The 12613-nt window shown below is 42.3% G+C and carries 11 protein-coding genes, 1 tRNA gene and 2 pseudogenes; 4 read left to right on the forward strand and 10 right to left on the reverse strand.

All coding sequences use genetic code 11. From position 1 onward, the window contains the following. Positions 1-133: 133 nt before the first annotated feature. The 6 genes and pseudogenes from V7K49_RS08935 to V7K49_RS08960 all read right to left on the reverse strand — a co-directional run bounded on the left by V7K49_RS08935 (position 134) and on the right by V7K49_RS08960 (position 4653). Complete coding sequence (locus V7K49_RS08935) at positions 134-460, reverse strand: hypothetical protein (protein ID WP_335205274.1); 327 nt, start codon at positions 458-460, stop codon at positions 134-136. Positions 461-568: 108 nt separating this feature from the next. After that, on the reverse strand, positions 569-1579 hold the full coding sequence (locus tag V7K49_RS08940; protein ID WP_335205275.1) for a helix-turn-helix transcriptional regulator: 1011 nt from the start codon (positions 1577-1579) through the stop codon (positions 569-571). 336 nt (positions 1580-1915) lie between these two features. Then, positions 1916-3067 carry an amino acid ABC transporter permease gene (locus V7K49_RS08945; protein ID WP_335205276.1) on the reverse strand — a complete coding sequence of 384 codons (1152 nt, stop codon included), beginning with the start codon at positions 3065-3067 and terminating at the stop codon, positions 1916-1918. Between the two features lie 132 nt (positions 3068-3199). After that, positions 3200-3769, reverse strand: a pseudogene (locus V7K49_RS08950) (ABC transporter permease subunit); the annotation flags it as partial. After that, positions 3760-4089, reverse strand: a pseudogene (locus V7K49_RS08955) (transporter substrate-binding domain-containing protein); the annotation flags it as partial. The pseudogenes V7K49_RS08950 and V7K49_RS08955, both read right to left, overlap by 10 nt. Positions 4090-4494: 405 nt before the next feature. Next, positions 4495-4653 (reverse strand): hypothetical protein, encoded by a 159-nt coding sequence (locus V7K49_RS08960; protein ID WP_335205277.1) that lies wholly within the window; start codon positions 4651-4653, stop codon positions 4495-4497. 103 nt (positions 4654-4756) lie between these two features. Here V7K49_RS08960 and V7K49_RS08965 point away from each other — a divergent pair, with 103 nt between their 5' ends. Together V7K49_RS08965 and V7K49_RS08970 are read left to right on the forward strand one after the other, a co-directional pair. After that, positions 4757-5314, forward strand: a complete 558-nt coding sequence (locus tag V7K49_RS08965; protein ID WP_334865561.1) for a hypothetical protein — start codon at positions 4757-4759, stop codon at positions 5312-5314. A gap of 77 nt (positions 5315-5391) precedes the next feature. Continuing rightward, on the forward strand, positions 5392-6036 hold the full coding sequence (locus V7K49_RS08970) for a DUF3318 domain-containing protein (RefSeq protein ID WP_273768538.1): 645 nt from the start codon (positions 5392-5394) through the stop codon (positions 6034-6036). Positions 6037-6313: 277 nt separating this feature from the next. On the opposite strand, the gene V7K49_RS08975 is transcribed toward V7K49_RS08970, so the two are convergent. Next, positions 6314-7111 carry a 7-carboxy-7-deazaguanine synthase QueE gene (locus V7K49_RS08975; protein WP_335205278.1) on the reverse strand — a complete coding sequence of 266 codons (798 nt, stop codon included), beginning with the start codon at positions 7109-7111 and terminating at the stop codon, positions 6314-6316. Between the two features lie 202 nt (positions 7112-7313). On the opposite strand from V7K49_RS08975, the gene V7K49_RS08980 reads away from it, so the two are divergent. Then, positions 7314-8363, forward strand: a complete 1050-nt coding sequence (locus V7K49_RS08980; RefSeq protein WP_335205279.1) for a sugar transferase — start codon at positions 7314-7316, stop codon at positions 8361-8363. A gap of 375 nt (positions 8364-8738) precedes the next feature. Continuing rightward, entirely contained in the window at positions 8739-9746 is a 1008-nt protein-coding gene (locus V7K49_RS08985; protein WP_335205280.1) for a ParA family protein, read from the forward strand. 69 nt (positions 9747-9815) lie between these two features. Here V7K49_RS08985 and V7K49_RS08990 read toward each other — a convergent pair whose 3' ends face one another. The 3 genes from V7K49_RS08990 to V7K49_RS09000 form a co-directional block, all read right to left on the reverse strand. Then, on the reverse strand, positions 9816-11273 hold the full coding sequence (locus V7K49_RS08990) for a YcjF family protein (RefSeq protein WP_335205281.1): 1458 nt from the start codon (positions 11271-11273) through the stop codon (positions 9816-9818). Between the two features lie 103 nt (positions 11274-11376). Continuing rightward, positions 11377-11453, reverse strand: a tRNA-Met gene (locus V7K49_RS08995). Between the two features lie 46 nt (positions 11454-11499). Further along, positions 11500-12453 (reverse strand): asparaginase, encoded by a 954-nt coding sequence (locus V7K49_RS09000; RefSeq protein ID WP_335070256.1) that lies wholly within the window; start codon positions 12451-12453, stop codon positions 11500-11502. Positions 12454-12613: the final 160 nt, after the last annotated feature.

A 12613-nucleotide genomic window follows, 5' to 3' on the forward strand; every position in this document is an offset into this window, starting at 1 on the left:
CAACGAGAAATCCCTCAGATGCACGATACTTAATTTCCTTTCTTGGGAACAATGCTTAATTTACACCACTTTGAGCCTTAACTGAACCGTATTGCCATCAATACTACTACTTCTCCACGATTTACAGTCAAACTTAACCCTTGGATGGTACTCCTGGCGACTGTCCCATTAACATTTGAGCGCTAGCGTAAGGATGCTCTATCTCACTAAGTTGCAGAATTTTAGGGATGGAGATGGGCTTTAAGTTATTTCTGTTTGCATGGGATAGGTTATGGACAGCATCTTTGTCTAAATTCATCAATGACGGCTGCTGCTTCTGATTCTCTGCTTTCTGCGTACCTGCTTCTGCCCAAGCGGCTGATGTGAACAACGACGTCACCGCCATTCCCAAAGAAAACTGCGCGATCGCCTGTAACATCAAGGTGGTCAATCTAACACTATGGATGTAACCCTGTCTCATGCTAACTATGCCTGATACAAAAAGATAATTTTTATCAATAAGCTTAGAAAGCTAAGATTACAGGATTAACAAATGCATTGCCACATGGTAGAGCGACAATTTTTATCCTTAGAGCGGCGATTTTTTTCCTAACTGACACTGCTTCGGTGTAATGCCAAACTTGCGCTTAAATGCTTCTGTAAAATGTCCCAAATGGGAATAGCCCACAGCATGGGCAACTTCTGACACTTGCATATCTCTGTACCGCAGCAATATCTGTGCCTGCTCCATGCGATGGTGATGCAAATAACCAAAAACTGTGGTGCCAAAGAGTTCTCGAAAACCCCGTTGAAGTTTGCGAGAACTCAAGTCTGCGAGTTGTGCCAGTTTCATCATTGATGGCGGATTATTTAATCGCTGGTGTAAAATATCTCTGGCATGGTAGATTTGAGCGATTGTCTCTGACTTCAGTGGTACTGAAGACGGTATTTGTCTCCCATCTGCCGAAATCAAGTCCAATTGCATTACCAAAAGTTCAAACACTTTTGCTTGCAGATACAACCGTTTCATTACACCACAGTACGGACAATTCGATATTTGCTGCACGGTGACTTGCATTGCTAAAGTCACATCTGGATAAAAGGATGTCTCCCATTTGTTTTCTTTAATCAAGAGCTTTAAGTTGGGAGCAATTTGCTCTGTCTCTCTAGGCAAAAACGCTGCCAACACTTTAGGTATGATCTCTACGTTAATGAAAGTCATACGCTCTGATTTTTTACGCTTTGATGTAAAAGCAGGTGAGATCCCACTACCAGATAAATAAAAGCGTTTGCCACCAAGATTCGGATGCACCTCATCACCATAGATAAATCCAGATGAAAAAATTATAAATTGCACTAGATGATGATTGTGGACAGGTATCTTGAACACTATATCGTCGTGAAATTCATAGTCACAAATTTCCAGTTCTACACCTGGAGATAACTTCACACTCTGACAACACCCTAGTCCTAGACATTTAGGCAGTTCGTCAAGTGTTTCAAATTCGTCTTGCAAGAAGTTATGCCTATGGCTTTGAGGATTTTGATTCTGTTGATACCACAGATCCTCCCAATCGTCTGAGGAAAGGATGATCGTCATCTGAAAGCTTGATGCTAAAAATTTTTAATAATTGTATCAGAATTACTGTCTATTATTTTCTTCAAGTGGTCGCAGCGATCGCGTTTACTAGTCATTTATATTTACAAAGGACTAATGACCAGAAAGAAAAAGGTACAAGCCCCTAAATTTATTTATGGAAAATAAAAAAATGTATTTCAAGATATGTAGTACAAGAAATACTACGTCAGTTGACTCAGAGCAACTAAATTTATTTATGGGGTTCTAATTTTTGACTTTTGACTTTTGACTTTTGACTTCCCCGTTCGCGTAGCGTCCCGTAGGGAAGGGGCTGACTGTCTTCATGAGGGCATTTGACTACTGGCTTAATTGTCTTTCTAATAGTCGAGAAGCCAAGGACATTGAGTAACAAAATATCCAATAAATTAATCCAATAAATAGATATACTTCTGCATAGCGACCGAGAAACTGTGGTTGTGCCAATATGGAACGAGCAATACCTGTAAGTTCCACTAATCCCACCAAAGATAAAAGTGAAGTGTCTTTAAATAAGCCGATAAACTGACCAACGATCGCAGGAATAACGCTACGTAAGGCTTGAGGTAGGACAATTAATATCACTACCAAAGGTGTATTTAATCCTAATGCTTTCGCTGCTTCAATTTGTCCGCGAGGAATTGATTGGAGTCCACCGCGCACGTTTTCTGCCATGTAAGCGGCACTAAATAGTACTAGTCCAGCAATTGCTCGCAATACCCGATCTAAACGCACATCTGCTGACAGAAATAACGGCAGCATTACTTGAGCAAGGAACAAAATTCCAATCAGTGGTACTCCCCTAACAATTTCAATGTACAGGATAGAAAACCAACGGACTACGGGTAAATTGCTTGTGCGCCCTAAAGTAAGTAAAACCCCAATGGGAAAGGAAAGCACAATACTGACTGCTGCCATTAGTAGGGTAAGTAGCAAACCGTTCCACAAATTTGTAGATACAGGTTGCAATCCAAATCCACCGCCAATTAGCCATAAAATTATGGGGAAAGACAATAACCAGAATAGGGAAAGCCAAGGAGTGAGTACCTTAGTAAACTTTCCTCCAAGCCAAAAACCTGCAAATAGTAAAACTGCAATTAACAATAACCAAAGCCGGGATGCAAAGTCCAGTGGTAAAACAACTAACAAAACGCCGATGATGAAAGCAAATAAACTAATTCCCCACTTTGTTAACTGTTGTTTGCCAAAGAATACACCCCCAGTTATAGCGCTTAAAGTCGAAGTGATCGCCAACACAATCCAAGTTCGCCAATATAGTGTTTGCGGAAACCTACCAACTAAAAATAAACGTAAATTAACCTGAATTACCGCCCATTGTGCTTGAGTAGTTGCCCAAGTTAGAACTCCTCGTACTATCCAAAACAGCAATACTAAACAAACAACAGTTAACAAGCTGTTGTACCAAGTACTGAATAGGTTTTTACGTAGCCGAGTTGATTGAGGATTTGTCATTAGTCATTCTTAAAGGTTCAATCTTTAGCCTCAAAGGTGCAACTTCCGAGTTCAGCGGTGCAACTTCCGAGTTCAAAGGCTCAACCTTCACCCTCAACTGCTTCCTCATCTCCCTCATCTCCCTCATTCCCGTCATCTCTCTTTAATTTGCACGGTGCGATTGAACAAATTCATAACTACAGAGATAATCAAACTCAGGGTGAGATAGGTGAGCATAATCAGTAATATCACTTCTACGGCTTTCCCCGTTTGGTTAAAAGTGGTGGAGGCGACAAAATAAATATCAGGGTAGCCGATGGCGATCGCTAAACTGGTATTCTTCGTCAAATTGAGATATTGACTCGTCAATGGTGGAATGATTACCCGCAAGGCTTGGGGAAAAATCACCAGCCGCATAACTAACCCTGGTTTTAATCCTAGCTAGCGCGCTGCTTCCCACTGTCCCTTAGCTACTGATTGAATCCCACCTCGGACAATTTCAGCGATAAACGCACCCGTGTAAAAAGTTAATCCCAACAGCAAAGTTGAAAACTCTGGTGATAGGGTAAACCAAGGGAACTGTAAGCCATTTTGACTAACGCCAATAAAACCCCAAAGAGATATCTTATTTTCTGTTTTGGGAAAACTTAGGAAAACAGCAAAGTACCAAAATAGCAATTGCAGCAGTAAGGGGGTATTGCGGAAAACCTCCACGTAAACCATTCTTTGGAATTGAGATTGCGAAATTCTACTGCATCTGGGTTATCAAATAAAGCTGCGGCGATCGCGCGACAGACATCCACATCAATGCCGCTATATTTACCATCAGTTCCCACAAAGCTAAACCCTGGCACTTCTCCACTGACACCGCAAATTACTTAACCACGGCTTTTAACACTATCCCAGCGATTTCGATTTACTTGTGTTACTGGAGTACTGCCTGGAGGGCTGGATGTATTTGCTGTTTTACCTGACTCTCCACCACAAGCAGCGATCGTAAAGACTAAGGGTGCGATCGCTAGAATTAAAGCTGATTTACGCATAAACTTTATTGATGCTCGACAATAAAAAATGTATTGATCACTACAATCATTCCGTGAAAACAATTTGTTGCTTGTAATATAAAACTCTACCAGTCTTTGTGCTATATTCATTTGCCTTTGAAAGCGGTAGTTTAAGTTTTTACTTATATTTTTAAAAGCCTTAGATGCTAAATGCAAATTATCTGAACTCGGCTTGAGCTTCCGAGTTATATTTAACATGCTTCCACCATGCTTGAGATAGCAATGCATTTATTAAATCTGGAAGATAATATTAAATTTTTAGAAAATTAGTTCTATATCCTTCACTGGATAAAATTTATAAAAACGCAATTAGCGCTTCTTTAATAATGAGCAAGAGTCTTTCATAAAATATCATTCCCCGCGCAGAATGATCATCTGTTTTTCCTATCTCCAATGCCCCATGCCCAATACAACTCTTGGAGAGGCTGCGCCAACGACGCCGCCCTTACCTCGGCTTCGCCCTTCTCTACCTTGGGCTGCGCCAATGACGCCGCTCAGGACAAGCTCAGTACAAGTACCCCATGCCCAATTCCCTAATTGCATACTTCTATCTGATTAGAAGTAGCCACACCAACCTAAACAACTACTGCTAGCAGGTTAAACTAGGTCTGGTAACAGCTGCTCCACCGTTCCTTAAGAGGCTTTTATGGGAGCTAACCTCAAACAGATTGCCAACTATTTAGATAACCTTGGTTGGGACTACCGTTTTGATGATCAAGAAGACCGGATTATAACAGGTGTGGAGGCTGATAATTTAGAAGATTTCCTAATAGTTGTCCAGCTGGATGAAGAGGGAAAATTTTTCCGGGTATTTACCCCTCAAGTTCTGGCAATAAGTCAAGACCATCCTCACAAGGGAGCTATCTTGCAGACAATGCTTGCTATTTCCTGGGAAACCAAAATGTTGCAATGGGAGTATGACCCATCCGATGGTGAAATCCGTGCCATTATTGAGTTTCCTCTAGAAGACTCGATTCTCACAGAAAAGCAATTTCACCGTTGTCTGAGTGGGTTAATTCAGATTGTGGATGGCATAGCGGCACCTCGCCTGAAAGAAGTTATGGACACAGGTCTTGATCCGGGGAATATTGAACTTGGGGAAAGACTGTTACTCAGTATCCAGGAAGAAGCCCCAGGATTACTAGATTTGCTAGAAAAGGCAATGGAAGCGCGAAAAAAGCGAGGAAGTTTTAAGGACGACTGAGACGGATCATCACTTAAATAGCTATACTCCAAAGTGATACCCTCACTATATACTGAAATTTTCTGGGGCTGGATATTATGACATCCTATGCAACCTCCTCTGCCAAAGCGGAAATGAGTGAACTCCGGCGGTTGAAAGGCTTACTACCGCCAGAATTACAGAGCTGGGTCACGGTTGAAGGCACAACTGAGGTCAATCCACCCCTGGTTCGCTGCGAAGAAATTGGTAAAGACCAGGTAGAAATTCAAATTGACTTGGTGAAATGGGATGCCCTCGCAATGGATCAGCGTAATCTGCTGTTCTGGCATGAAGTTGCTCGCGTTCAAAATGACACAATTCCTAAAGATGGTTGGGAAATGGCAGCACTAGCCATCGGTTTAGGTGGTGCTGTAGGCGAATTGTGGGTACAAGATGGATTGCTATTGGTGTTAGCTTTGTCGCTTTGTGGCGTGTCAGGGTGGCGACTGTACCAAAAGAATAGTGGTGAAAAGCAACTAAAAGAATTGCTAAATGCTGATGAAAAAGCGATCGCCTTAGCAACTCGTTTTGGTTATAGCCTCCCGAATGCCTACAAAAGTCTAGGTAGCGCCTTAAAAACCCTGATTGATAATACTCCTAGTAAGCGCCAACGGTCGAAATACGAAGCAAGACTCTCTGCCCTCAAACGCAGTGCCAATAAGGCAAAAGGTAAATCCAAAACTCCAGATGAGGGCGCACTGTAGAAACCAGAAAGTAGGTTGGGTGGGTATTGCCCACCCCACAAAATACCTAAATCAACATGAGTTCGAGGAATCTCTCCCTGCCTTGAACTTTAGTTCAAGTCTTTCTCTCTCCGACTCCCAGAGGGACGGTTTTACTGTGTAAAACCTCTTAGAGTTTTGATTGAGATAACTAGATTGCTTACTGAGGGGGCTGCTGCCTCCTTGATTAGCAGCAGATCAATGACTATTTCATAAAATCTTACTTTTTTCTTGACTACATCTTTATCAAACTCAAATTTTACAACTGGTTCAGCATTTTATGCGTCTGAGGGATCACACGCACTTGCTTGACAAACCGCTTCATTAAAGCTTGCCACGTCAAAACTTGATCAGCCGTAGGGGCAAGTACAGGTATTGGGGAGAATTGTTCAGATGCTGCCAAAGGCGTAACAGGTTGTAAAAATACTGAGATATCTGGACTCACCTCTGCCACCAGCAAAGCTGAACGTTCCAACTCGGCTGGATCTGTGTTTTGAGACACAATTATCTTGACAAAAACATTTAAATATGAATCATGACATAATTGGAGAAATTTAGCATGTTCTTGCCAATGACTTTCACCGCTGACACTGGGCAATTTGAAATCCATACCCACAGAGTCTAAGTAGGGGAGAATCATCGCCAGTTGTTCTGGGCGATGTCCCCCAGTTTCTAAGTATATAGGTAGACCAGTTATGGCTCGCACTTGGGGGAGAAACTGCATTAAAAATGGGGCATGAAGAAGTGGTTCGCCTCCAGTTAAGCTAATGCTATCGTGTAGACAAGGTAGATTTTGCTGTTCCACCCATTCGATTAATATGGGTAATGGGACAGGGTTAGAGTGGATTTCAAAGTCGCGCAATCCAGGCGATCGCTCTATCCGACAAGTAGCAGGTGCATTCCAAGTGTGGGCACTATCACAAAAATGACAGCGCAAATCACACAGAGCAAAACGAATAAAAATCTGACGTGTCCCTACATTCAGTCCTTCCCCTTGAATGGCAGAAAAGACCTCAATCAGGCGTGCAGTAGGTGTAACTGGAGTTTTAGCAATCATTTATTTGATCAGAGCAACGCGATCGCGCTGCGTCGGCACAACAGCAAGGATGTTTTTTGGCTTCTTGTTCTATTGTGAATCGTTGCTGGCGATCTCCAATCTCAGCCCCAGTAAATAGCAATTAGTCCTTATTACTACTGATTCCAATATTAGATTAAGTAATTTTCTAGGACATAATAATGTTTGGCAGATTATATTATACATGGCAACGAAAGTGCAGAGCTTCATGACTAGCCAACCGACAGAGGTCGATTTTCCAGTTAATTCCCTAAACGACACGGCTATAATGCAGATGCCCAGGCGGTTGAGCGTGCTGGAGGCTTTAGGCTTTAAGCAAACCTGCCAAGGCTTAATTCAGCCCAATTCACATCCCAAGCAAATCATTATTGACTTTCAACAAACTACTTTTATGGATAGTAGTGGTTTAGGTGCCCTGGTAAGTAATTTTAAATATGCTCAGGCGAAAGAGATTACATTAACACTGCGGAATGTAACACCTCAGGTAATGGCAGTCCTAAAACTCACGGGATTGGATCAGGTTTTTCCCCTAGAGCCTGTGGACGATGGGTCGCTAATAGAACAAGAAGACTTAGTAGATAATCGGAAGACAACTTCCCGTAAAGTAGAGCAGTTACCCACTACTCACGCTTCTGTGGCATCTTGGATGAAACGGTTGTTAGACATTGTCGGGTCAGTTATCGGTTTATTAATTACAGGAGTTTTGTTTATTCCGATTGCGATCGCTATTGAAATTAATGATCCCGGTCCCATTTTCTTTAGTCAAACCCGCTGTGGTTGGATGGGCAAGCGGTTTAAGATTTGGAAATTCCGCTCCATGTGTGTGGATGCGGAAGCGAAGAAATCCGAAGTCAAAAACCAAGTGCAAGGTGCCTTTTTCAAAAATGAGAATGACCCCAGAATTACCAAGGTAGGGCGCTTTTTACGGCGAACGAGTTTTGATGAACTACCCCAATTTTGGAACGTCCTCAAAGGAGAGATGAGTTTAGTAGGCACCCGACCACCTACACCTGATGAAGTGGAACGTTATGAAGTACCGGAGTGGCAACGTTTAGATGTTAAACCCGGTATGACTGGCGAATGGCAAGTAAATGGGCGTTCTACAGTCCGTAGTTTTGAAGATGTAATTCGCCTGGATTTGCAGTATCAAAAAAATTGGAGTTTGGTGTACGATTTAAAGCTAATTTTCAAAACTATAGCTATTCTGTTTAAGAGAAACAGTGGTGCTGTTTAGCTAACTACCTTTATTCACAATTTTTTGGTAACTCCCAATCACGATAATTCTTAAATACACCCAAGCCCATTTTAGGCTTGGGTAAATTTTAGGTTTATCTACAGCACCACCCAAATGTCATCTTCTGCTTAACAAGTAAAAAGTAAATCTCCGCGTAAATGGCAATAGACTAGCATGAATTGTGAGAAGATGTCTTTGACATAAACAATGTTAAAATTGCTGGTTTCAAAACCTAAATTTATGAAAACTGAACTAGCAAAAAAGGAGAAAACACAAGGGTGATTGTTCATAAAAAATAATTTTTATTCAAATAAAAATATACATTTCATCACTCAAATGGTACTGTAATATTTGAAAGTTTAATTTATATATAATATGCCAGCCATCATTAGTATCTTTAATAATAAAGGTGGAGTGGGGAAAACCACTTATATGTTCCATATAGCCCACCTTCTTGAGCAGTCTAATAAAACCGTACTTATGGTTGATTGTGATAGCCAATGCAATCTAACAGCTTATGCACTACCTGAAAGCAATATAGAACGAGCATGGAGCGAGCGTGGAAATAGCATCTGGCGAGCAATTGAGCCAGTTTATAGATCAATTGGAGATATTCGGCAACGTGGCCCATCTCAAATAAATCCAAATAACTATCCAAATCTTTACCTAGTTCCTGGCGATTTACTCTTAAGTAACTACGAAGACCTTTTGGGTGATACATGGAACAGTGGAAGAGGTGGTAGTGAATCTAGTTTAAGAGTTCAGTCAGCTATTTATCGTTATATTAATTGGGCTGCAAACCGTGTTCAGGCGGATGTTATCATGGTTGATCTTGGTCCTAATCTAGGTGCTCTCAATCGTGCTGTACTGGGGGCTAGTGATTATTTTATAATTCCCATCTCTCCTGATCTCTTCTCGATTAGAGGCACAGAAAATCTAGGTTTTAAACTCGAAGCATGGCGTCAAGGTTGGGAACAATGCAATGATGCATGGAAAGATCAAAGTTTAGCTCTACCGCACGGATGCCCAACATTTTTAGGCTATGTGATGCAACAGCACAATATCCGCGAAGATTCTGAAGAAAAAATGACAAAAGGCTGGCAGATATTTGGAAATCGCATCGAGTCAGCAATTCAAGAAAATATTGTCAACAGATTAGCAAAACTGAAGCAAGTTCACTACTGGCCTGATAAAACTTTTAATCTAGGAAAAATTCCTAATCTTCACAGTCTAATTCCTTATTCATTAGAAGCAAAAAAACCAGTTTTTGATTGTACCAGTGCAGATGGTTTGCGTGGGGCACACATTAGTAGAGCTAGAGACTCAGTTGAATATTTTGAGCCAATAGCACAAAGACTTTTGACTGTGATCAACAGTATCTAAAAATACTTTCAAACTCCTTTTCAGCATAATGCAAAGGCGCAAAGAAAAACTCTACGCCTTTGCGTGAACTTAACCCACTGCCTTCTGAATACCTACAACTTCAACCTGCTGCACCTCTGGCAACAAACGCTTCATACCTTGCTTAACAAACCCCTGCAAAAAACCAATTTGCTGATTTTGCCCAAATACTTTTTGCAATGTTTGCCGCAAATTCTCCAAATTCAAACCAGTCCCGGAATCTATCGCTATTTCCTGCTGTTGGAAATACTCAACTAGACTTAACCCTGCTACCCTAGTCAGATAAGCTGCACTTACTCCCTGCACCACACCACCAGCAACAAAGGTAACGGCATTACTTTTAAGAACAGTACCAATCGCCTTTGTAGAAAGTTCAACTAAACCCAGTTTCAGCATCAAACTTCCCATTGTTCCAGCTACGGTTTGCGCCTGTTCCAGGGAAAACTTCTGCTGATAGATATTACCCAAATCCATTACCATCTGAGCATTAATTGCCGCAGTCGCTAGGATGTCAAGGGCTGGTACTGGGTTAGCAAAGGCAGCAGCAGCAGCTATCCACTGATATTGTTCAATAATTGGGGTGGCGCGAGCGCGTCTGGTTCCATTCAGCCAGTTTTTCGCCTCAGCTTTCAACAACCCGGCTTTTCTGATGGTAGTTAGCCAAACCAGCCGTTGTCCTTGCTGTGCCAAAACTTCGTCCAACTGCTGTGTCAACTGCTGGATAGCTGGTGCTGGTTGTTCCATCCACTCTTGCACAGAACCATCAGCCTCATGCTTTCGGACTTTGATGGCAATGGGAGAGGCCGCAGTTGCAACTACATTTCCCTGCATCCGCTGTTTCAATGACAGTAAGATGCTGGCGCTTTCATCGGTTAAATACTGGTCTTGTTTATTGAAAACCAGGATTGTGGGCTGATTTGCTGCTTTTAACTGCTGTAAGGTTTGAAATTCTGAGTCTGTCAAATCACCGTTTGTCAGGAACAGAACAAAATCAGATTTTGCCACTTCTGCCAAAATAGTTGCATCTGAATTGTCACTTACTTCTCTAAAGAAAGGTGCTGTCTCTTCTAAAGACACTAAATTTCGTGTCTCGACATTTTGCTTTAGCACTTGCATTAAAGTGCTTTTACCCACGGATTTACCGCCAGTCACAGCCACTTTAATTTCTTGCCTGTCTAATTCCAACAATAATTGGGCAACTTGTTCTCTGAGTGTCTCTAATGCCAGATGGTTTTCTGCTTCTTGTGCCAGTTGGTTTATTACGGCTTCAGTTTTAGCGATCGCACTTTCCCCAGTCGCCCGATCCACGAGCATACCATCTAGCTGCTCTAAACTGTCTTTCGGGCGATTTTGCTGGAATAACCACAAACCACCGCCTACAGCTAAAGCACTCAATAAACCAAACTCACCCACCTGCACTATAGAATCCTGCCAACTTTGTAACATCCACAGGGAGAAGGACAGTCCCAATCCTCCCACTAAAATTGGTCGCTGCAACTTCACAACCATGATTCTCCGCGCCTTTTAGATGGCTATTTCTTCCAGAATAGATCAAAATAAAACAAAACCCTTCAATCTTTATTGATTGTAGGGTTTTGTTTTATCTTTTATTTGGTGGCGGGAAGTGGATTTGAACCACTGACCTTCGGGTTATGAGCCCGACGAGCTACCAGGCTGCTCTATCCCGCGTCGCTCTTAACTTTTATAGCATAACCTATAGTCAAGAGTTTGGCAACTACAAAAATGATAATTCTCCAATTACTTCTAAACGCTTGTATTTTCCCAAAGTCACAAACTTTTCTGAGAGGCTTTCGGCGGCGCTGGGACTAATCCAACCCATTTGCTGGAGTAAGTGAATAGCAACGGCATGTTTTGCCCGTTTTGTCCCATCCATGACTTTGATTGCCAATCCCATGCCCTCACCGAGTCTACCAATGCACTGCACTCCTTCGGCACCAGCTTTGCTGACCAGTTCCCCTGGAGTTAAACGCATCAGTTCCGTATCAAATTCTCCATCTCCTGCTACCATAGCGGGGTGATGAGTCATAGCACGGACGATGCGCTCCATATCCAAATTGGTACTAGAGGCTAACAACGCATACAAAGAGGCCATATGACCGAGTTGCATCAGATAAGTTGGTGCGCCACAGTCATCATGAGCGCTGATAAATTCTTCAGCTGGCATTCGCAGCAACTCTGCTACTTTGCCCAAAATCAACTGCTGTATTGGGTGCTTGCGATCCAAGTAGTTATTCAAGGGCCAATGGCGCTGCTGACAAACGGCTAACATTCCCGCATGTTTACCAGAGCAATTGTACTCCAGAGGACTGCGCTTACCTTCAGGAATTGGACACTGGAGTATAGTTGGGTCAAGATCAGCCCGCCAAAGGATATTAAATACCTGTCGGACTTGATCTATTCTTCCTTTGTGGGAACTTGTGATAATTGCTAAGTCGCGATCGCTGAGGTTATAGCGTTCCAGTGTACCCGTGGTGGTGACTGCGAGTGCCTGAAATGGTTTGAGCGCTGAACGAATAAATGTAGCAGTTTCAGAATTTCCGGCTACGGTTAGAACCCGTCCCCGTTCGTCGCATACAACAGCCTGGACTATATGCTTGGATTCAATAAGACCTTCCCGCAGCAACCGGACTTCCAGTGCTGTGGCTTGAGTTCGTTTTCCCATTGTCATGGGTTTATATTTATTACCTTTTTTTAGTTAGGAGTTAGGAGTTAAGAATTATGAATTATTAACCAAACTCACTGGTGAGTTTTCAGTCCTGAGTAAAGTAAAAAGTACTTTATTTAGATGCTCTCGGTATATGCCCCGCTCCTTGTGGGCGGTCTTTTAA

Source organism: Nostoc sp. (genome assembly GCF_036919675.1).
Taxonomy (GTDB): Bacteria; Cyanobacteriota; Cyanobacteriia; order Cyanobacteriales; family Nostocaceae; genus Nostoc.